Annotated in this window: 15 protein-coding genes; 8 read left to right on the top strand and 7 right to left on the bottom strand. The window is 61.7% G+C overall.

What is annotated here, in order from left to right; translation table 11 throughout:
* Nucleotides 1–63: 63 nt before the first annotated feature.
* The 7 genes from ispG to tilS all read right to left on the bottom strand — a co-directional run bounded on the left by ispG (nt 64) and on the right by tilS (nt 9,632).
* Nucleotides 64–1,212 (bottom strand): flavodoxin-dependent (E)-4-hydroxy-3-methylbut-2-enyl-diphosphate synthase, encoded by a 1,149-nt coding sequence (gene ispG, locus FJY67_01955; protein MBM3328222.1) that lies wholly within the window; start codon nt 1,210–1,212, stop codon nt 64–66.
* Between the two features lie 121 nt (nt 1,213–1,333).
* Entirely contained in the window at nt 1,334–2,104 is a 771-nt protein-coding gene (locus FJY67_01950; GenBank protein MBM3328221.1) for a glycerophosphodiester phosphodiesterase, read from the bottom strand.
* Nucleotides 2,067–3,674, bottom strand: a complete 1,608-nt coding sequence (locus FJY67_01945) for a tetratricopeptide repeat protein (protein MBM3328220.1) — start codon at nt 3,672–3,674, stop codon at nt 2,067–2,069. The genes FJY67_01950 and FJY67_01945 overlap by 38 nt, the downstream gene beginning before the upstream one ends.
* A 365-nt stretch (nt 3,675–4,039) precedes the next feature.
* The gene (locus tag FJY67_01940; GenBank protein ID MBM3328219.1) at nt 4,040–5,095 is read right to left on the bottom strand and encodes a Fic family protein; all 1,056 of its coding nucleotides are present in this window, start codon (nt 5,093–5,095) and stop codon (nt 4,040–4,042) included.
* 1 nt (nt 5,096) lies between these two features.
* Entirely contained in the window at nt 5,097–5,654 is a 558-nt protein-coding gene (gene folE, locus FJY67_01935; protein MBM3328218.1) for a GTP cyclohydrolase I FolE, read from the bottom strand.
* Nucleotides 5,647–8,013: an ATP-dependent zinc metalloprotease FtsH gene (gene hflB, locus FJY67_01930; GenBank protein MBM3328217.1), complete on the bottom strand. Its 2,367-nt coding sequence runs from the start codon at nt 8,011–8,013 to the stop codon at nt 5,647–5,649. The genes folE and hflB overlap by 8 nt, the downstream gene beginning before the upstream one ends.
* Before the next feature lie 119 nt (nt 8,014–8,132).
* Complete coding sequence (gene tilS, locus FJY67_01925; protein MBM3328216.1) at nt 8,133–9,632, bottom strand: tRNA lysidine(34) synthetase TilS; 1,500 nt, start codon at nt 9,630–9,632, stop codon at nt 8,133–8,135.
* Nucleotides 9,633–9,801: 169 nt separating this feature from the next.
* Here tilS and FJY67_01920 point away from each other — a divergent pair, with 169 nt between their 5' ends.
* From FJY67_01920 to FJY67_01885, 8 genes are all read left to right on the top strand, one after another.
* Nucleotides 9,802–10,116 carry a LapA family protein gene (locus FJY67_01920; GenBank protein ID MBM3328215.1) on the top strand — a complete coding sequence of 105 codons (315 nt, stop codon included), beginning with the start codon at nt 9,802–9,804 and terminating at the stop codon, nt 10,114–10,116.
* 37 nt (nt 10,117–10,153) lie between these two features.
* Nucleotides 10,154–11,323: a tetratricopeptide repeat protein gene (locus FJY67_01915; protein ID MBM3328214.1), complete on the top strand. Its 1,170-nt coding sequence runs from the start codon at nt 10,154–10,156 to the stop codon at nt 11,321–11,323.
* Nucleotides 11,324–11,565: 242 nt separating this feature from the next.
* Entirely contained in the window at nt 11,566–12,144 is a 579-nt protein-coding gene (locus FJY67_01910) for an SPOR domain-containing protein (GenBank protein MBM3328213.1), read from the top strand.
* 5 nt (nt 12,145–12,149) lie between these two features.
* Nucleotides 12,150–15,350 (top strand): T9SS type A sorting domain-containing protein, encoded by a 3,201-nt coding sequence (locus tag FJY67_01905; GenBank protein MBM3328212.1) that lies wholly within the window; start codon nt 12,150–12,152, stop codon nt 15,348–15,350.
* Nucleotides 15,347–17,851 (top strand): hypothetical protein, encoded by a 2,505-nt coding sequence (locus tag FJY67_01900; protein ID MBM3328211.1) that lies wholly within the window; start codon nt 15,347–15,349, stop codon nt 17,849–17,851. The genes FJY67_01905 and FJY67_01900 overlap by 4 nt, the downstream gene beginning before the upstream one ends.
* A 77-nt stretch (nt 17,852–17,928) precedes the next feature.
* The gene (locus FJY67_01895) at nt 17,929–19,680 is read left to right on the top strand and encodes a PDZ domain-containing protein (GenBank protein ID MBM3328210.1); all 1,752 of its coding nucleotides are present in this window, start codon (nt 17,929–17,931) and stop codon (nt 19,678–19,680) included.
* Nucleotides 19,681–19,831: 151 nt separating this feature from the next.
* Nucleotides 19,832–21,184, top strand: coding sequence for an MFS transporter (locus FJY67_01890; protein ID MBM3328209.1), 1,353 nt, complete (start codon nt 19,832–19,834; stop codon nt 21,182–21,184).
* A 22-nt stretch (nt 21,185–21,206) separates the two neighbouring features.
* The gene (locus FJY67_01885) at nt 21,207–22,382 is read left to right on the top strand and encodes a HAMP domain-containing histidine kinase (GenBank protein ID MBM3328208.1); all 1,176 of its coding nucleotides are present in this window, start codon (nt 21,207–21,209) and stop codon (nt 22,380–22,382) included.
* Nucleotides 22,383–22,498 lie beyond the last annotated feature (116 nt).

The raw sequence follows: 22,498 nt of genomic DNA, 5'->3' as shown, positions 1-22,498 counted from the left end.
GTGCCACAAGCATCAAACCCCTACGCGGGCGCGATTCTTCGCGCCCCTACCGGGCATCGGTCATTACGCGGTTCGACCTCGCTCCTCTTCCACCAGCGCCGCCAGTTCCTCCCGGAACTTCGGCAGCAGATCCTCCTCCGCGACGGTGTGGACGATTGCGCCATGGCGCAGGATCAGCCCTTTTCCCTTGCCGCCCACCAGCCCAATGTCGGCGTCGCGGCACTCCCCCGGCCCGTTGACGACGCAGCCCATCACGCTCACTTTGATCGGCAAATCGAGGCCCTTCAGCATTTTCTCAACCTCCGCCGTCAGGCTGAAGAGATCAATCTCGATCCGCCCGCAGGTCGGGCAGGCGACCAGTTCCGGCGAACGACGCCGCACCCCGGTCGATTCGAGTATCCACCAGCAGACCTTGATCTCCTCTTCCGGCTCGGCAGTCAGACTGACCCGGATCGTCTCGCCGATGCTATCGATCAAGAGACTGCCGATCCCGATCGCCGACTTGATCGAGCCGTAGCCCTCCAGCCCCGCTTCGGTGATCCCCAGATGGAGTGGGATGTCGGTCGCCCGGCGAAAGAGGCGGTTCGCCTCCACCATCACCTTCGTCTCCGTTGCCTTCATCGAAACGACGATGTCGCGGAAGCCTTCCCGCTCGAGGAGTTCGACCTCGCGGAGAGCGGCATCGACCATCCCCTGCGGCGTAACGATGTAGTTATCGCGCTGGAGGATGTCGTCGGGCATCGAGCCGCTGTTGACGCCGATTCGGATCGGAATACCGGCTTCGCCGGCAGCCTCGACGACCGCTTTCACCCGGTCGCGCGAGCCGATGTTGCCCGGATTGAGCCGCACCTTGGCGACGCCGGCGGCGATCGCTTCGAGCGCCCGCTTGTAGTGAAAGTGAATGTCGGCGACGATCGGGACGCCGGCCTCTCTCACGATGTCCGGCAGCGCTGCCGAAGCCTCCTCGTCCGGCACCGCGACGCGCACCAGTTCGCAGCCGGCTTCGACGAGACGATGCACCTGCGCAAGGGTCGTCCGGACGTCGCGGGTGTCGGTCGAGCACATCGACTGAACGACCACCGGCGCGCCGCCGCCGATCTGGAGCGGTCCTACCCGCACCTTACGGACCGCAGGATCGCTGGTCCATCTCGTCTCGTGGTGCGCCTCGCGGCCGTTTGCGCTGCGGAGGGTCTGTAGTTTGCGTAAACCCATTCTACTTACAAATGGAAAAGGGTATGGGAAGAGAAGAATCCTGTGAAGTCCGGCCTACGAGCGTTAGACGAATCGAAAATCAAGAAATTGGATAGGGTGATGCGGAGTTACCGGAGGAGCATTAAATGCCTTCGCCCGGCCGCTTTTCGCGGATGAGCGGTTTAAGGTAGTCGGGACGGTCGGAGATGATCCCGTCGATGCCCCAATCAAGTAGCCTTGCCGCATCGTCCAGCCGGTTCACCGTCCAGGCGACGACCTTGAGCCCCTCGACGTGGGCTTCGACGACCCATTCGGGCGTCAGGAGGGTATGATGAGGGAGAAGATAGTCGCAGCCCAACAGGAGCGCCCCTCGGACACCGCTGCGACCGCGGACTATCCGGCCCGTTAGCCGGTCCACCAGAAGCCCCCGCACGAGCGACGGCTTATGGTCCCGGGCAGCCTGCAGCGCTTCCGGAATGAACGACGTGACCATAGACCGGTCGCTCATATGACACCGGTCGATCACGTCGAGCGCGTGCTCGACGGCGTCGAGTTCCTTCAGTTCGACATCGAAGGCCAGTTGCCCGCCGAAACGTCGAAAGGCATCATCGAGCGTCGTTACGCCTTCGCCGCCGCCGATGTCGGCAGCGCGCAACTCGGCACTTGTCAACTCCCGCACCCGCTTCGAGCCGTTATGCGGGAAGACAACCTCCTCGTCGTGATAGAGGACGCATTTCAGGTCTTTCGAGAGACGCACATCGCACTCGACCCAGCCGATGCCATTGTCAAGCGAGTAGGCGAACGCTGCGAGGCTGTTCTCAGGGCGGTAGTAAAGCCCGCCCCGGTGCGCGCTCAGCATGAATCCGTCGAAGGGGCTAATCATCGGCCGCAGCCTCCACTTCATGGTCCACATTCAACGTCGGACGAGACCGGGTCGTATCGGCGAGCCAGGCGCGCAACATCTCGATGCGCGCCCGGGCCGACTTGGCGCCCTGGTCATCGCTGCTCTTGAGGGCAGCGAAGCGTCGCTGATACCATTTAATGGCCTCCTCGTAACGTCCCGTTTTCTGATGGACGACTCCGAGGTAGTAGTAATTTTCGGGCGTCCCGCCGGCTTCGAGCGACTCCTTGAAGGACCCGACCGCTTCATCGTAACGTTTTACCCCGATAAGCGCCAGGCCGCGGTTATAGAGTGCCTTCGGATGACGGGGCGAGTATGTAAGGAGCGAATCGCAGGTCGCGATGGCTGCCGGAAAGCGGGTCATTTCGATCTCGAGCGACGACTTCGACAGAAGCAGCGTCGGCGATTTTTGATTGATCGCGAGGCCGTCTTCAAGCACCTTATGGGCGATCGGCCGGCGCCCGCGACGTTTCCACTCACTTGCCAGGAGCAGCCGCGCCGCCTCATAGCCGGGATCGAGGACGATCGCCCGCTCGAGGAGGTCAATCCGCGACTTCAATCGGAGGTCGGCAAGTCGCGCTTCTGATAGCCGTGCCAAGTAGAGATAGACCCGCGGATCATCGGGGCCATAGTGGAAAGCCAACTTGAGCGCCGACTCGGCTTCGTCCCAGCGGCGAAACTCGAGGTTGAACCGACCATATTGCAGGAGCCCTTCGGCACGGTCCGGTTCGACATGAAGAGCCTCGGTCAGCAGCGAGTCGATCTCGTCTGGATAAAGCCCCGGATTGCTCTGCAGGAGGTGGCTCGCGAATGCGATTCGGGGCGCTGCCCACTTGGGATAGTCGGCAGCGAGTTGCCGCAGACTGTCGAGCGGCGCTTGAGTCGTTTCCCGGGTCAGGCTAGCAAGTGCGGTGTAGTAGCGTTGGAAGGCAATGCCCGGCAGATTGGGAGGCATTCCGGGCCAGGGATTTGGATTCGACCGGTCGCCGATCCTGACGGCAACTTCCCGCGCCGCCCAGACTGCGGCGCGCGGCCCTTCGACGGGCGGCGTATCGAACTCCGCGACCTCGCGGTAGGTCTCCCCGCTCCGCCGCAGAATATGCACCGTGACGACGCCGGCGGTGTCCTTCAGTCCCACCCGAACGATGTAGTTGACTCGCAGATCGAGGAGCAATCGGTCGAGAGCATGAGGATCGGGCGGCACGAACCAACTGCCCGGCGTGAAGTTGCCGATCCGGACGTTGATCGGGTCCGGCGATGCGACGAGCCGGTTCTGGATCGTTTCCGACACCAGTTGCGTCCGCCACGCGCCGGTGGTGTAGTAGGTAGGGTCGTATAGGATCGTGTGGACCCGGATCGGCACCGGCGGCGGAGGCTTGAGCGACCAGAGCGCCGTATAGAGCGTCACGACAGATGCCCAGCCAATGAGTAGGACAAGGCGAAAGCGCCGGACGGTGTAGAATCCCGTCCCCTTCCAGACCGTCCACCAGATGAAGGTGAAGGCTCCGCCCACGAGCGGGATTATGCCAAGGCCGAAGGGTATCCAGCCGGAAAGATAGGCGAGGTGATCGGTGAGAAACACTGACTTTTATTCACCACAGAGGACACGGAGAAGCACAGAGTCAAATCTCTGTGTCCCTTTGTGCTCTCTGTGGTGAGATATCTATTTTCCCAATACGATAGACTTGCTGACCGTCCGATTTCCTGCAGTGAGATTCAACTGATACCACCCGGCGGGGAGGGCGGTGGCGTCGATGGTGAGAACGCGAGGCGGCGATTAGTGGTATCAACAACCACTTTAATGCCACTAATACTCTGGCATACGCTAATCGAGACAATCGTGTAACTTATTAAAATAAATTGAGTTGTGCATCGTGGAAGGTAGTCTGGCTGGAGATTCTAATACCATAAATGCCCCAAAATGCCCCAAAGTCGATTTCATTGCCTTCACAGTCCCGTCTTCCGCCAGCGCGCCGCTTTGCCATGTCCGACAACCTCCAAGCGTCCCTCTCGCCGGGCCGCATTCAGCACCTGACGAATATGGTCGATGCCTACTATTGAACAGCGCTCCGCGATCTCTCTAATGGTGAACGAAGCGGCTCGACTCTCTATTGCTGCCAGCACCATATCGCGCTTGAAGCCTCGCTTTCCCGACACCTTTCCAACCCTTTCCTCAAATTTGCGATACGCAGCCGTCAGCATGCCGAGGAAGTATTCCGTCCACGGCGCCAGACTGTGCTCGCCATTATGCCAACCGGCGGACGACAGTTCGAGCGTTCGGTAGTATTCCTCCTTAGTCTTCTCTATGATTCGCTCAAGGCTGATGTATCGACCGACCTCGAACCCTGCCCGATAGAACAAGAGCAGGGTGAGAAGGCGCGCCATCCGGCCGTTGCCGTCGCCAAAGGGGTGGATGCAGAGAAAATCGAAAACATATGCCGGTATCAGGAGCAACGGGTCAATTTGCTGCGCCTGCCAGTTTCGGTCGAAGGACTCGTGCAGGTCCCGCATCGCTTGATCGGTCAAGTGCGGCGCGACCGGAAGGAATCGTTGCCACCTGCTGCCATCGGGCAGGGTCTCGGTGATCTCGTTCTGTGAGACCTTCCAATGCCCCCCGCCGGCAGCGGTGTATCTGAAGAGATCGCGGTGGAATTGGAGGACGATGTTCACATTGAAGGGAATACCCCGGTGGTGCTCATGTATAGTGTTGAGAACGTCCCGGTAGCCAGCGACCTCCTGTTCGGATCGGTCACCATTGGGGGCTTGCCCCTCGACGATTTCCACCAACCGCTTTCGCGGGGGGGCAATTCCCTCAATCCGGTTGCTCGACTCCGTCGATGCTATGATGGCGGTGCGGCGCAGGGCTTGTAGAACTTCGGGACGCTGCCTGATAAAGAGCGCTTCTTGCCCGCGAAACTCGCGGAGTGAACCGACAGCGCGCAATAGTCGGTGCGATAGAGGCAGTCGTGCATCGAAATCGCTGTCGAATGAGTTAAGCCCCATCCTATCGCCCGCCCATCAGATTGAGCGCTTCCAGCCGGGTGATCTGCTTCCTCAGGTAGCCTCGTTGCGCCGAGGTGATCGTCTCGGTCGCCTCCCGCCGGACGCCCTGCATCGCGATGCAGAGGTGCCGCGCCTTGATCACCACGATGACCCCGTTCGGCTTCAGCCTTTGCACCAGAACATCCGCCAGTTCGGTCGTCATCCGCTCCTGAATCTGAGGGCGGGCAGCGACGGTTTCAACCAGCCGCACCAGACTCGAAAAGCCGGTTACCTGATTGTTGCCCGGAATGTAGCCTATCGAGACGTGCCCCCAGAAGGGGAGCAGGTGATGCTCGCACATCGAATAGAACGGGATGTCCTTGACGACGATCATCTCGTCCTGGTTTTCCGAGGTGTAGAGCGACACCTTTTCGGACGGCTCGACCCCGACCCCCTTGTAGATTTCGCCGAACATCCGGACGATCCGGTCGGGCGTCCCGGCGAGGCCTTCGCGGTCGGGGTCTTCTCCGATACCTTCGAGGATAAGCCTCACGGCACGGCGGATTTTGTCCTCATCCATCGCTGTCGGCGCTTCGCGGTTCGGACGGCCCGCTGGAGGGCGTATCTGCCTGTGAACTTCCTCCGGCACCTTCGCCTCCCGATGGGGTTGGGCGGCTGCCGCTGCGAGGGCGACGGCTGCGACGCCGCCTGGACGAAGTGCGCTCGGCACTATGCGCCGCTTCACCCGTCGCCGCTGGAGGTTCCCCGGCGGCAGCGGTCGGCGGCGACGCTTCGGCCGGCGAGTCGCTGCGGGGAGTCTCATCGCGCCGGCGACGCGCCATTTCGGAGGGGAGCGGACGGCGGTTCTCGGGGTCGCGGCTGCTGACGACCCCGTGCTGTCGGGCGAAGTCCCGTCTCAACTGCGACGGTGACCGCGATGCGCCGTCGTCGGAAGTCTTTCCGGCGGGAGGCGGTGTTCCCGGTCGGGGACTGCGGCTCTCGCCGGTATCGCCGGACGGGCGGGCTGACGACTGAGGGCGCCGCTCGCTGAAGGGCCGTTGCGGCCGCCGTTGACGTCTCTCCCGGCGCGCTGCACCGGACCCATCCCGAGAAGACGCTTCCGCGGGCTTCTCAACCGTCCGGTGGTTGACCGGCGGTAGTTTGCCGCCTTTCATCAAGATGTCGATTTCGTCGCCGTCGAGGATTTCCCGCTCGAGGAGCGCTTCCGCGACCAGCCGCAACTTGTCGAGATTCTCGCGGAGAGTCTTCTCCGCCGAGCGCTCGGCGTCGCCGACGATGCGGCGTATTTCGCTGTCGATCTCCTGCGCGGTACGCTCGCTAAAGTCTCGATGGGTGGAGAGTTCCCGTCCCAGGAAGATCTCCTCCTGCTTCTGACCCAGGGCAATCGCCCCGAGGCGGTCGGACATTCCCCACTCGCAGACCATTTTGCGGGCAATTTCGGTCGCCCGCTCGATGTCGTTGCCGGCTCCGGTCGAGTATTCGTTGAAAACGATCTTCTCGGCAGCGCGGCCTCCGAGCAGGTGCGACAGCGTCAACCGGAGGTAGGTGCGGCTGTAGTTGTGCTTTTCGTCGAGTGGCAGGTAATGGGTCAGGCCAAGCGCCCGCCCCCGCGGGATGATTGTCACCTTGTGGACAGGATCGCTGCCGGGAGTCAGTTTCGCGACGAGGACGTGTCCGGCTTCGTGAAAAGCGGTTTGGCGCTTTTCGTCCTCCGATATGAGCAGACTCTTCCGCTCGGTGCCCATCATCACCTTGTCCTTGGCTTCCTCGAAGTCGTTCATCGAAACCTGCTGGGCGCCCCTGCGGGCTGCCAGCAGTGCGGCTTCATTGGCAAGGTTGGCCAGTTCGGCACCGGCCAGGCCGGGAGTGCCCTTGGCGAGGACTTCGAGTCGGACGTCGCCCGAAAGTGGAATCTCCTTGGTGTGCACCTTCAGGATTCCTTCGCGGCCCCGGACGTCGGGGCGATCGACGACGATCTGGCGGTCGAACCGGCCCGGTCGGGTGAGCGCCGGGTCGAGGACGTCGGGGCGGTTGGTAGCGGCGATCAGGATGACACCCTCGTTCGACTCGAATCCATCCATCTCGACCAGCAACTGGTTGAGGGTCTGCTCGCGTTCGTCGTGACCGCCGCCCAGACCGGCTCCGCGATGCCGCCCGACGGCGTCGATCTCATCGATGAAGATGATGCAGGGGGCGTGCTTCTTACCGGTCTCGAAGAGGTCGCGCACCCGCGCCGCGCCGACACCGACAAACATTTCGACGAAGTCCGCACCCGACATCGAAAAGAACGGCACTTCGGCTTCCCCTGCGACCGCCCTTGCCAGCAGCGTCTTGCCGGTTCCGGGAGGCCCCAGCAGCAGCGCACCCTTGGGGATGCGCCCGCCGAGCCGCGAGAACTTCTTCGGGTCGCGGAGGAAATCGATCACCTCCTTCAGTTCCTCTTTGGCTTCGTCGCACCCCGCGACGTCGGCAAAGGTGATGCGTGGCTTGCCTTCCATCGAGAGTTTGGCGCGCGATTTACCGAACGAGAAGAGCCCCTTCGGCCCGCCGGCGCCGCCCTGCATCCGCCGGAAGAGATAGATCCAGAAGGCGATAATCAGAAGCCAGGGCAGGAATGAGATCAGGATCTGACCGACCCAGTTGGTCGTCTTTTCCTTGAACTGATAGTCGATTCGCAGACTGTCCCATTCGGTGAGCATCTGCTGGTCGATAAAAGGGAGGGTGACAACGATGGCCGTGCCGTCCTTGAGGCGGCCGTGCAACTCGCGGTCGATGATGTCGGCGGCGTCGATCTGATCGGACTCGATCAGTTGCCGGTATTGAGTGAAGGATTTGCGAACTTCGGGCTTCTCCGTAACGTTCAGGTAGTTGTATAGGATGTAGGCTACCAGCACGATCAGCGCCCAAAGCGTCAGCATCCGCAACCACTTCCGACGCCAGTCCATCTGGTCGTCGGGCAAGGTCGGCGGACGCCGCTTCCTGCCTCCGCTCCGCTTGCGGTCGCCCGGCGGAGGGGTATGTTCGTTCATAACGTCCTTTAGATGTCAGCCTGCGATCGACGCTCCAGGCGGATCAGCAGGGCGCGGCGGGTGGCCGCTCGAAGTTGAAAATGCTCCCCGATGCGATAGGGAGGCAGGGCAGCGATGTCGCTGCCAACGATCAGAACCGGAGCCGTTCGCCGCTGCTCAAGCGGCACTCCGGCAGCCCGGAGAAGGTCGGACACGCGGCAGGGATGACCGGCGCCCAGCGGCAGCATGCGGTCGCCGGGACGGGCCGGCCGGATCAGAAGGCCCTCCGATGGCAGTCCATCGCCGTCGATGACAAGTTCCCCTGAAACCGGTGGAAGTCGGACCGCGGCGGCGGCAACCTGCTCGATGATTATCAGGCTGCCGTCCGGCAGGTAGAACTTCTCACCCGGTCGCAACAACGCTTCGCGCCATTCGACCGGCGCAAGATATATCCGGATCGTCGAGCCGGACCTGATGATGCCGACGCCCCCGCCCATTTCGGTCGGACCGCGACGTCCGGTGAGGATCGCCGCATCGGCCTTTTGGCATCGCTCCAGCGCAATGCGAAGCGGGATCGCATCGCTCCTGCCTGCCATAAGCAGTTGCCGCACTGCGCGTTGGAGCAGTCCCTGCCTAATCAAACTATAATACGAAGCATAGCGGACATAATCAAGAGTTACGCAGCCCGGACCGGCATCGAGACGGGAATTGTGCTCTGCCTCGTCGATCATTCGAGCCATCTCGCTGCCGGCTTCGCGAATCAGTCCCGCCGATCTAAGGATACCCTTGCGCACTACGGGCCCGAACTGCGCCTCAAGAAGCGGAATGATCGTCTTTCGCAGCGCCGACCGGGGATAGCGCGACTCGTCGTTGCTCGGATCGGTGAAGTAAGCCAGGCCGCGTTCGCGGCAATAGGCTTCGAGTTCCTCCCGGCGAAACGACAGCAGCGGCCGGACCAGCCGGATGCGCAGATCGCCTTCCCCCATAATCTGCTCCGCCATCCCTCCCAGTCCTTCGACTCCGGAGCCGGCAAGGAGCCGCATCAGGACGGTTTCGATCTGGTCGTCCTGCTGATGTCCAAGCAGAATCGCGACGTTGGACGCTTCCGGCTCTTCGGCAAGCCACTCGCGAGCGGCGGAAGTCAGAAAACGGTACCGTAGTCGTCGTCCTGCGGCGTGCAGCCCATCCGGAGCGTGTGCGATCTCCGCACCGGCCTGTCCGGTGATAAATGGCACGCCATACTTATGCGCCATTTGACCGACGGCTTCGGCTTCGCCTGCCGACTCAGGACGAAGCGAATGATCGAAATGCGCCACCCGGATGCGGGCATCGGTTTCACGGGTTAGTCCAACCGCCAGATCGAGCAGCGCTGCCGAGTCGGGTCCTCCCGAACAGGCAACCAGGCTGCAACTGCCGGGCGTCAGGATGCCCAACCGGCGGCATTCAGCCCTGAAACGCCGTATGATCGACCCGGCAAATCTCGTTGGAGTGGCTTCCGTCGATGTTGCGTTATGACTTCTACGGGACATGCAAGCGAGGCGGAACTTGAATAATCATCCGGCTCACAATATACACTGCCCCCAACCCTATCCGGCAATCCTGCGCGTCGGGCTTGCTTTCGCCGGGCGGGGAGTCTATATTCAACATTCGGGCAATCGGCAGAAGGAACCGGCCTGAATCGGCCGTAAGGAAGGCACTATGTGGATAATACGCTGGACGATCATCGGCGCGGTAACCTTGATCGTGGCCGGCTTTGCGATGCAGAATGCCGGGAGCGTCGAAGTGATGCTCTGGACCTGGAAGTCGCAGCCGGTGCCGCTCTACCTCGTCGCCTACGCGGCATTCGCGGTCGGCATTATATTGGCCGCACTGATTGCAGCGGTCAATCAAGTGCAGCACCGGATGAAACTGCACCGGGCAAATAAGGAGATCAGCCGCCTCCGCACCGAACTCGACCGTCTGCGGACCGTAACGCTCGACGATGAACTGATGGCCGACGGAGGCGAAGAGTGAACGACACCTCCACCTCACCCCGAAAGGCCCGGCTCCAATGACTCCTCAGCCTGACAGCGGCCTGCTCTGGATGTTCGTCGCGGCGCTGGCGGCTATCGTCGGCGTTGCGGCTTACAGTTGGTGGCAAAAACAGCAAACCCGGCGCGTCATCCCGCGCGATCCCTATACCGAGGGGCTGAACCACCTCCTCGCCGGGCGGCTGCGCGAAGCCGCGTCCGCCTTTGCCGACGCCATCCGCGCCAATACCGATCATATGGACGCCTATCTGAAATTGGGGAGCATTCTCCGGCAGATGGGCAAGCCGCGCCGCGCTGCGCAGATTCACCTCGAACTTTCGGTCCGTGCCGACCAGCCGCCTCACGTCCTCGCGGCGATCTACCGCGAACTCGCCTGTGACCACGAGCAAGCCGGCAACCTCGACCGCGCCCATCGCTACCTCGACCGGTCTCGATCCCTGGACCCGGGGACGCCCGACGACCTCATCATCCGGCTGCGACTGCTGGAACATCAGAACCGCTGGCGCGATGCGGCCGAGTCGCTGAAGAAACTCAACTCCGTAACCGGCCGTCCCGACGACCGGCGAATGGCCCTCTACCTGTTGCAGGAGGGCGAAGCGCTCTGCGCTGCCGGCAAGGAACATGACGGGCGCGTCGCCTTCAAGGATGCGATGCGGGTCGATCCCCAGGCGCCCACCGGGATGCTCCACATTGCAGCCTCCTACACCCGCGAGAGCCGCGGCGACGACGCCTTCGAGTGGCTCTCGAAATTTATGCGCGAACAACCCGATCAGGCGCACCTTGCCCTCTCCCTGCTCGAACCGCTCCTCTACGATCTGGGCCGTTTCGGTGAGGTCGAATCTATCTTGAAAAAGTCCTTCGAACAGGCGCCGGCCAATCGCGCGCTGGCGGTAGCCCTCATCGATCTGAAGTCCAAGAAGGGCGAGGTGGACGACGCACTCGACCTCTGCGACCGGGCGCTCGAGTCGAATCCCGACGACGCGACCTTGTTGCTCCTGAAGACGCAACTCCTGAGGCGGCGGGGTGCCGACGACGAAGCCGGACGGCATCTCGACCGAATGGTCCAGGCATTGATTGCGAAATCGCTATCGCTCTACTGCCGGTCGTGCGGGGCGGAAGCCGAGCGGATCCTGCCGAGGTGCCCGGCGTGCGGCGAATGGCACACCTTTTACGGCGACCGCAGAAAGTGATATGCTGATGCTGATGCTATTAGGAGGTGCAGATTATTGTTGCCGTTCCTGGAGGGCGGATATTCCTGTCCGCCCTGATGAAGAGTTCCTATTAGGCAAGGGCAGACAAGATAGTCCGCCCTCCAAGTCAACTCTTTTCTGCACTGATTAATAATGCTGATGCTAATGCAAAAGAGACTACTGGTGGCTTCCCGATTTATCGGGGGAGCAAAAGCAGATTAGGCACCAATCATAAGTGAGGAATGAGCGCTCTCGCTCTATTATTGACGACGGGAAGCCTTACTGCCTTCGCCGCGCTCCCCGATGAAGCGCTGGTCGAGCTCTATCACGCCTCGGATGTCGCTGCGCTCGAGGCTGCGCTCGCATCGACCCCGGACTCGACCGCATCCGGGCAGTTCCTTCGCGGCTTGTTCGAGGCGGATGGTGCCGTTTCAAAGACTTGTTTCAGCCGGGCTTTGGAACTGAATCCAAGCCCTGCACTCGAAATCCTCCTGCGCGACCGTCTCGACCAGCACCGACGCGCCGCTCAGGCTGCCTCCGATGCGAATACGATGGCGAGTCCTTTGTTGTCGGAGCCGGGGTCTTTATGGACGGTGCAAACCGGCGCCTTTTCGTCACGCTCCGGTGCCGAGTCTTTCGCCCGCCGTATCGCGCGGTTCGGCAAAGTGGAGTATGTCACGAAGAAGTATCCCGACGGCAGGGACTTGATCGCAGTAACCGTCGGACGGTTCACTGACCGGTCGAAAGCGGAGGCGCTTGCGATGCAGATTCATGCCGGGACGGGGGTGAAGGGGATGGTGTTGAAGGAGGTGAGGAATTGAGAACATTGAGCGACAAAGATACTTGTGCTCGCCGGACGCCTTCGTCCGGCAGGTTTCTGAAGGCTATAAGGGAGCGAAGAATGACCCGATTCAGTAGGATAATCAACGGTGCAACACTGCTAATAGCCCTTCTCGCACCGCTGCACGCCACCCAACTGGTGCGTGTGGCGGTGGAGGACTATCGGGACTTTGAGCGCCTGCAGGCTGCCGGGCTCGACCTGACGCACCTCTCCCCCGACGGGATGGTCGAGGTCGCGCTCCGGGACGACTCCGACCGCGCGCGGCTGAACTCGCTCGGCCTAAACTACTACGTCGCCATCGAGGATGTCGAGTCGTTCTTTGCCCGCCGCCTCGGAGCCGCACGTCGCGACGATATGGGCGGCTACATGACCTTTGCTGAAATCGTCGCCCGGATGAACGAACTGCGCGAGATCGCCTCCGACCTCGTCAGCGAGCCGGTCGTCATCGGGCGCAGTCTGCAGGACCGCCCGATCTATGCCGTCAAGGTCTCCGACAATCCCGACGAGGACGAGGAGGATGAGCCGGAAGCGCTCTACACCTCACTTATCCATGCCCGGGAGGTGATCACCGCCGAGGTCCTCTTTGGAGTGATCGAGCACCTGATCGGCAACTACGGCGCCGACGACCGCATCACCCGACTCGTAGATGAACGTCAACTCTGGTTCATCCTCTGTCACAACCCGGATGGATACTACGAGAACGAGCGCTCCAACCCCGACGGCGGCGGGATGTGGCGTAAGAATATGCGCAACAACGGCGACGGCACGATCGGCGTCGATCTCAACCGCAATTTCGGCTTCCAGTGGGGTTTCGACAACGTCGGCTCGAGCCCCAGCGGCAATTCCGAGACCTATCGTGGACCGAGCGCCTTCTCGGAGCCCGAGACCGATGCGGTTCGCCGGTGGGTCAACAATCGCCGCTTCAGCATCTCAATCTACTTCCATTCCTACAGCAACCTCTGCCTCTATCCGGTCGGCTACGACTTCCTCCAGCCGCCCGATCTGGCCGTCTTCAACGCCCTGGGCCGCCGGATGGCTCTTGAAAACGACTATCTCGTCGGTGCCCCCTGGGAGATCATCTACCGTGTCAACGGGTCGAGCGACGACTGGCTCTATTTTTCCGATGAGCACCGTCCAATCTACGCCTACACGGTCGAGGTCGGCTCGGTGGAGGACTTCTTTTGGCCGCCGCTCAACCGGGTCGAACCGCTGGTGCGGGAGAATATTGAGACCTGCCTGGCGGTGGCGGAGTTTGCCGACCTTCCCTCCCGCGTTCTAAGGCCACCCGCGGTAACCGGATTCGAAGCGATCTATCGACCCGAAGCAGACGCAGTCCACCTTGTGTGGGATGAGGTTGAGGACGACGACAATCCCCCGTCAGGCTACCGGGTGCGGGTGCAACGGCCCGTAGAGCCGATCTTCGACGATGCCGAGTCTGGCGGCGCGCTTTGGGAGCGGGTCAATTTCGCCATTTCGCAGGTCGATCAACACAGCGGCCAGCGTTCCTACCGCGCTTCGATCGCTTCGATCATGGCGACGCTCACCCTCCGCGAGGAAATCCCCCTGCCCGACACTATTTGGGCCTGGGTCAATTACAACCTGCGCACCCAAAACGGACACGGTCTGGCTTGCGAAATCTCCAGCGATGGCTTCGAGTGGCATCCTCTGCCGGGCGATAGCACCCGTAATCTGGTGCTGAACGATCAGAACCTCGGGCCGGTCCTGACCGGCAATTCCAACGGCTGGCGGCGGGCCTGGTGGACCACCGGCGGTGAAGCCGATGCAATGCGGCGCATCCGGTTCCGGCATTACCAATTTGGCTCGCGGCGCAACGATGAGATAGCCTTCATCGACGACATCGGGCCGCTGGCGGCCTATGAAGACCAGGCGGTGCTTGCCGACAGTCTTGATGCGACCGAGTGGGATGACCGGTTCCGGGGCGACGAGTTCGAGTATCAAGTGCAGGCGTTCGATGCCGAGGGCGACAGGTCGTTCTGGTCTCCGCCCCGGCAGGCTGGTGCAAGGCCCGGCGTCACCCTGGCGCTTCCCCGCGGCTGGTCGCTCGTCAGTGCCCCGGTGAGCACCGATCCGCCATCGGTCGCGAGTATTTTTGCACGTCTGATCGATGACGACCGCTTGATCCTCATCAAGAACGGCTTCGGCCGGTTCATCCTGCCGGACTGGAATATCGATCAGTTAGGAGACTGGAATCCGCTTGCCGGATATCACGTCTGGTTGACTGAAGCCGCCGAGGTCGTCTTTGCCGGTGAACTCGTCGCCGCGGAGTCCCCCATACCGCTTCTGACCGGCTGGAATACGATTGCCTATCTGCCCGAAACTCCGCTTGACGCCCCTGAGGCCCTCGCATCGGTGCGGGACAATCTGCTGCATGTCAAGGATGGAGCGGGCCGGTTCTGGGCCGTCGAGGAAGGCTTCAATAACCTCGGCGACCTCGCGCCCGGTAACGGATACAAGTTAAAAATGCGCCGCTCGGACACCTTGATCTACCCGGAAGTCGAGGGGATTATCCGACACCGCATCCGGTTCGTAGCCGCCTCTAACCCCATCTATGACGCCCCCGGTCCCGAAAATCAGAGCCTCATCCTGGAATGGCTTGAGCCGCCCCTGACCGGGACTATCCAGTTCTTCGATGGCGAGGGTAACATCTGCGGTGCCTTGGAAACCGGCCTGAATTCTTTGCAGGGTCTCCGTCAGGGGGCAGCTATATGGGGCGAGACTGAGCCGGGCGGTTCAGGCTATGCCGAAGGGGAACGAATCCGCGCGCTTTGGCGTCCAATTGAGGGCGAAGGAAGTCGCGAGGTGCGGCTGATGCCGGTTTCAGGTCCGGACCGGTTCACCCGGGATGGCCTGACGCTCTTGATGGCGCTTCTTGAACCGGACCCGATGCCGGCCCGAAAATCGATCCTGAACGCTCACCCCAACCCGTTCAACGCCCGAACGACCATATCAATCGAGACGGCTCCGAGCGAGCCGGTTGATCTTCGGGTCTATGATCTCGCCGGCCGATTGGTCGGGGGAGTCAGGTTGCAGAGCCGCGACGATGGCGCCCTCAGTTGGGACTGGAATGCAGGAGGGCATCCCGCCGGGCTATACGTCGTCCAAGCCCGGATCGGAGCCGACTTGAATTCAGCACCCCGTAAACTGAAACTACTGCTTCTGCCTTGATGCAGAGTCGGCCGGGGGGAACATTCCGGAGGAACCGCCACCTCTGTCCCCATCCACTCGATCCGGCAGGAGGAATCCTGTTGCTGGCGCTTATTCTTGCGCCTTGTGCAACCGCCATCTCCTCACCGGGTGCCGAAAACGGCGCCAAGCCGCCCCTGGTGCTGGCGCTTTCGGGAGGAGGCGCACGAGGCCTGGCTCATGTGGGGGTCTTGCAGGTTCTCGATTCTGCAAGTGTTGAAATCGGCGGGATCGCCGGAGTATCGGTCGGAGCGCTGGTGGGGGCACTTTACAGTTGCGGTTGGAACGGCCGCGACATCGAGATGCACCTGCGGGCTGTGGACTGGAACGAAATCTTCCTCGATCAGCCGGAACGGCGCAGCCTTCCTCTGGCGCGTCGCGCCAACCAGTCCCGCCATCTGGTAACTTTGCGGCTGGGGGAAGACCTGACCCCGATTGTCCCGGCTGCGATCTCGCCCGGCCAAGCCCTTTACGACCGTCTTCTCTGGTTGACGCTTCAACTGCCGGCGCGCTCGAGCAAGCATTGGGACGATCTTCCGGTGCCGCTTCGGATCGTAGCGACCGACCTCGTTACCGGCTCGATGGTGGTGATCGAGCGGGGCGATCCGGCCCCCTCAGTGCGCGGTTCGATGGCTCTACCGCTGCTGTTCGATCCGCTTCCCTACGGCGACTCGTTGCTCATCGACGGCGGCATTGCCGAGAACATCCCAGTCTCGGCGGCGCGCCAACTGGGGAGTATCGTGATTGCGGTCGATGCCACCTCGCCGCTCAAGCCGGCCGGACTGCCTTATCAACCGTGGCAGATCGTCGATCAAGTGACAACCATCCTCGAGCGCGAAACGATGGCCAACTCCCTGGCAGGCGCCGACCTTATCATCAGGCCCGAACTCGGCGATCTTGCCAGCGCCCCGGTCGAGGCGTTCGACGACTTCCTTGAAGCCGGCCGCGAAGCCGCAAGAAAGGCGCTTCCCGGTATCCTGCACCTCCTGGAGGAGCGAGCGAGCCGCGATACGGCAGCGTCGGCCGCAGCACTTTCACCTGCAAACCCGACGGTTCTTCGACGGGTTGTGCTGATCGGCTGCCGGATGCTCGACAGCCGCGATCTATTGTCCCGGTTCGATGCACTCAGCGGGCAGAACTACGACTCAATTGCCGTCGCCGGCGTCTGCCGGATCATAGAACGCCGTTACCGGGAAGCGGGCTATCCGGTAGCGGAGGTCGCCAGGAAGTCGTTTGATCCGGCGACCGGGACGCTGGTGGTTACGGTGGACGAGGGTCGGCTGGGCGACATCCAGTTCATCGGATTGGAGCGGGTTCCCACAACCGGACTGGAACGTGAGATACCGCTTCGTCGCGGGAAAGTCATAACCCGCGAGGGGGTGCGCAAAGCCGCGGCGAACCTCTACGCCACCGGTCTCTTCAGGGGGGTTTATCCTTCGCTTGAACGCACCGGCGGACCGGGATCCGCCTGGATGCTCCGTGTCCAGATCATCGAGTATCCGGCTCCGCAAGTGCGGCTCGGACTGGCTTACCACGATGAGCAAGGCGCTCGCGGCTTTGCCGAGGTGAGTCTGCCCAGTCCGGCGAATTATGCGGCCCGGCTATCGCTTTTCACGTCACCCGGTCAACGTGACGTCCGACATAGCCTTTCCTCGGAGGCCGACCGTTTTTTTGGTTATCCGGCGACGTTCAGCCTGGAGGGACATTACCGGTGGCGCGAACGGGATATCTACGACCAGTATCACGCACGGGTAGGCTCGTATCGCGAATGGCGCGGCGGCGCGATCGTCAAAGTCGGCGGCGAAGCGCCCGATTGGGGCGGCTTGCGCATAACCGGTCGCTGGGAGGAACATCAGGGCCGTTACGGCGCGTCGCGTCCCAATCGCACCAGTGAGCAATATACGCTTCTTGCGTTAGGCGGCGAACTGGCCCTCGACACCGAGGATCGCCGGCCCTATCCCAATCAGGGCGTCAGCGCCGGACTTTCGTTTGAGACCGCCGTTCGCCCCTTGACCGATGCCGACCGGATCGGCCGGGAGTTCTGGCAGACGAGGTTCTATTGGGAATCGTTCGCCACGCCGAAATACCGGCATACCCTTGGGCTGCGATTAAAGGGGGTTACCTCGTCGCCGCAGACGCCGTTCGACGAACGGCCCCGGTTGGGCGGTCTCGAGTCCTTTCCGGGACTGCATCTCGATCAACTGACCGGCAAGCATCAGTTGTCGGGCGGTGCTGAGTTTCGCTATGACCTCCTGAGCCGTATCGTCGCCGATAGTTACGTCGGCATCCGGTTCGACACCGGAGCCACCTGGGACAATCCACCGCGGGTCTTCGAGCAGCGCGAGTGGTTGTTCGGCGCCGCGATCTACTTCGCGTTCGATACGGTCTTCGGGCCGCTGCATCTGCAACTGGGGCATCTCTTCCCGTCGGGAGGAATAGCCTCGCAGACGCTGTTATCGCTGCAGGCAGGAAACGCATTTTAATGACCCGTGTCGATGACGCCCGACCGCTGCTTCATTGATCATTGGTCATTAGTCATCCGCATTTTAAAAGGTAATCGATAGTGTTGAAACGACTTACGATTTGGGGGCTGGCATCGCTCCTCGCGGTGGGACTGCTCACCGCCCAGGAGCCTCGCAGCACAGCCGTAGATCAAGAGGCGCGTTACCGGGGCACAGGCTCCCAGATCCGACTCTTCGGCGACATCTACCGCGAAATCAGCAAGAACTATGTCGAGGAGATCGACAGCGACAAGTTCATCAAGGCCGGCATTCGCGGGATGCTCGGAACGCTCGATCCCTATACGGTCTTTTACGAGCCGGACCAGACCGAAGACCTCGAGGTGATCACCCATGGCCAATACGGCGGGGTTGGGATCGAGATCGGTCTGCGGGGGCCAAAGCGGGAACTGACGGTGATTTCGCCCATCGAGGAAACCCCCGCGGCTCGCAAGGGACTTCGCGCCGGCGATGTTATCATCGCCGTCGATGGTAAGTCCACCGCCGGGTTCACCACCTCGGACGCCTCCCGTCTCATTCGGGGACCGCAGGGCACCGACGTTACCCTCACCGTGCGTCGTCCGGGCTACGACCGGCCGCTGGACTACGTTCTTACCCGTGAACTGATTCGGGTGCGCGATGTCTCCTATGCCGGGATGCTCGACAACGACATCGCCTACCTGAAACTGGTGCACTTCTCTAACCGCGCCGGTAAGGAACTCGACAGCGCCCTGACGATGCTGATGGCGAAACGACCCAAGGGGCTGGTACTCGATCTTAGGTCGAACCCGGGCGGCCTGCTCCCGGCCGCAATCGATGTCGCCAAGGAGTTTTTGAAGCCCGGCGATCCGATCGTTTCCACCAAGGGCCGGGTGCCGCGCTCGGACCGGACATTCGAAGCCAAAGGCGAACCCAAGGCTGCCGAAATCCCTCTGGTGGTGTTGATCAACGGAGGCAGCGCTTCGGCTTCCGAGATAGTCGCCGGAGCCATTCAAGACCTCGACCGCGGAGTGCTGGTGGGAACGACAACCTTCGGCAAGGGCCTTGTGCAATCGGTCATCAATCTGAACGAAGGCGCAGCTTTGAAGATCACGACTGCGCGTTACTATACTCCCTCGGGCCGTCTCATCCAGCGCGATCGAACGGTATCCGACAGTTTAGTCGCGTTCGGCAGCGATGACGAGGACGCCGGCGAGTCCGTCGAACTACCGGACCAGACGGCAAGTGCCGACGGCGATTCGGCGCATCCCAAGTTCGCCACCCGCGCCGGTCGCAGCGTCTTCGGCGGCGGCGGTATCACTCCAGATGTAAAGGTCGAATTCCCGCCCGTCGATCCGGCCGGAGTGGAAATGTTCCGTCGCGACCTCTTCTTCACCTTCGTCAGCGACTGGATCACCAGGTTTGGCAAGCCGCAGCGCGTCGAAGTCGATGCGGGATTGCTGAAGTCTTTCGACCGGTTCCTCGACAGCGCCAAATTCACACCACCGCTGCGAGGCGAATCGGATCTTAAAGCCCTTCGCGACATTGGCCGGACCGATTCACTCGACAAACGCTATTTCACGCTCCTCGATTCCCTCGAAGCGCACCTCCAACGTGACAGCCGCGCGACGACTCCGGCCCTGCGGGAGTTCATCCGGCAAAATCTCGAGCGGGAGATCGCGAATGCAACCCAGGGCCGGGACGGGCGCATCAAAGCCTCCCTCGACGACGATCCCCAAATCTCTGAGGCGGTTCGGATCCTTAAGAGTCCCGACGAATATGCTGCTCTGCTCGGTTCGACCGTTGCGCTGGGCCGGAACAGGACCAGGCAATAGAGGTTTCTTCCAAGTGCGATGCAGCATTTTGCGCCGTTAGGTGATGCGAGGGGCTGTCCTATGCGGCAGCCCTTTGCCATTTTCTTGAAAACGCAGCGCCAACACTGCCTAACTTCGCATCTTTGCTTTGCTCCGGTCGTAATATATCCCTATGTCCATCATCGGTCGCTTGATCCGCTTCCGGCCCCGTCACTACCTTCAGGAGGCGGGCGCCATCACCACCGCTCCGGAAGTGCCTGTCGCGGGTCAGAGAGCCGAGTCACCCTCGCACCTTACGCGGTATATGACCTATGCCGCACTGATGGGGGCGGTTCCCGGTCTGCTCGGATTCGGAGAAGTGATCGCCCGTAAGTCGCTCGGAGCCTCGGCCCTTGAGGTAACCGCGCTGACCATGATCGCCCCGCTCGGCGCTGCCTCGTCGCTCTGGTGGGCGAGGTTGATGCAAGGCCGTAGTCAGGGGAAGTTCATCCTCCTCTTCGGCAGTCTGGGCGCGCTTTCGGTGGCGAGCGGGATGTTTCTCTCCGGGGTCGGACACCTGCTGGCTATCTGGCTGCTCTATCATCTTTTCATTCAAGCGCTCTTCGGGCAGGCGGAGAACCGGGTCTTGCAGCAGCATACCGATCCCCGGCGCACCGGGCGGGTCTATGGCCTGGCACAGTCGCTGGCGATGGGCATCGCGGGGATTCTGGCTTTCGGAGCCGGCATCTACATGGACCGTGTCGATACCGGTTATCGCCATATCTTCCTCCCCATGGCGCTTATCCTCTTTGGCGCAGTCTATCTTTTGGGGACGATACCGACTCGGCGGGCATCCGGCGACCGGGTCGAACTGGGCGGCCGTCTCGCTTACCGACCGGTAGCCCAGATGATCGAACTGCTGACGAAGCGCCCCGACTTCCTCCGCTTCGAGACCGCTTTCATGCTCTACGGCATCGCCTTCATGATGATCCTGCCGGTGGTGCCGCTCTATCTTGTTGACGACCTCGAGTTAACCTATCGTCAGATCGGCACTGCCCAGGGCGCGGTGATGAAGACCGCAATGATCCTGGCTATTCCGGTCTGCGGACGGTTCTTCGACCGTTCGACGCCGCACCGGATGGGGACATTGACCTTCTGGCTGCTCGCGACCTATCCGCTGCTGCTGCTGTCCGCGCTGCTCTTCACCGGCACCCTACGGCTGATGGCCATTCATACGGCGTTCGCCGTTTTCGGTATCGCGATGAGCGGCGTCGTGGTGCTATGGAATCTTTCGTCTATCCGCTTTTCCGGCGGTGAGGACTCGAACATCTATCAGTCGGTGCATGTGGCTGCGACGAGCATCAGGGGCTCGTTTGCGCCGCTCCTGGGACTGGCCTCCATGAGCCTCTTCGGACGCCCGGTGACGCTGGCTATCAGCAGCGCCCTCTGGATGCTGGCCGGACTGATGATGATCTGGATGCGTCGCCTTGACTTGAAACGTGGCGATTACCGGACACTGCGCGCCCAAATGCACCCGGTTCACTGATTAGTGGGGAGTAAGGAGCGCTATGATCATCCCCTATCGCTATATTGGCAGTTTCAAGGGGGCGATGTTCGCAGCGGCGGTCGCGATCGTTCTCGGCGTCCTCTACTACACCGACCGGATGGTGAACGATCTTCGCGAGTCGTCGCGCCGTTACCTGACGCTTAAGGTCGAGCGGTTCAAGTCCCTCTTCACCGCCGGTGATGACGCTGCGCTAAACGCCTATCTCTCCGAAATGGCGACCAAGGACTTCCCGCTCATCGTCGCCGACGGGCAGGGACTGCCGATGTCCTGGTCCGGAGTGCCGGAACTCGAAGCCCTTCCTTATGATGCCGCAAGACTGCGGGCAGCGGACTACCAGCGCGAATGGCTAAGTGCCGGTAATCAACCGGTCGAAATCGCCATTCCGGAATTCAATCTTACCTTCTACTTCTGCTACGGCGACACACCCCAGATCATACGGCTGCGACTGCTCCCCTATATCGAGGTGGCACTGGTCGGAGGCTTGATCCTCATCGGCTACATTGGATTCGTCAGCATCAAGAAGGGTGAAGAGCGGTCGGTGTGGGTCGGTATGGCGCGCGAAACGGCACACCAGTTGGGGACGCCGCTCACCTCGCTTTACGGCTGGGTTGAACTGCTCGGCGAACGGGGCGGCGATCCGGCAATGAAGGAAGAAATGGCGCGCGATCTGGAGCGGCTTCGGACCGTTGCCGAGCGGTTCAACCAGATCGGCTCTTCCGCGCCGCTCACAAGGACGGCACTGAAGCCGGTGGTTGAATCGGCAGCAAACTACATCCGCCGCCGTCTGCCCGAGACCGCCGGCAATCAGGTTGCCATAACCGTCGAAGTTCCGGCTGACCTTCAGGCTGCGGTCAACCCGATGCTCTTCGAATGGGTTATTGAGAATCTGGTCAAGAACGGTGCCGAGGCGATGAAAGGCCGCTCGGGGGCGCTAAAGGTGATCGGATCGAAGCCGGGTCGAAGGGTCGCGATCGACGTGAGCGATGAAGGCGTCGGGTTGCCGCGACGCCTTCATCGGGAAATTTTCCGTCCGGGCTACACTACCAAGCCGCGGGGGTGGGGATTGGGGCTTTCACTATCGAGGCGGATCATCGAGGACTTTCACCGCGGGCGCATTTTCGTCGCCGAGTCGGCGCCCGATCGGGGCACGACGATTCGGGTGCTGATTAGTGGGTAGGGCTACCGCCCTTCATCTGCTTGAGAAAATAAGCGTAATACCCCTGCTTCGTCATCCCCGCGCAGGCGGGGATCCAGTCGAGTCCTTCCGATCTGGGTTTCAGCCTGCGTGGGACG

Source organism: Calditrichota bacterium, assembly GCA_016867835.1.
Classification (GTDB): Bacteria; Electryoneota; AABM5-125-24; order Hatepunaeales; family Hatepunaeaceae; genus VGIQ01.
Note: the sequence above shows the minus strand (reverse complement) of the source record. Positions and strands in the feature narration are given on the sequence as shown.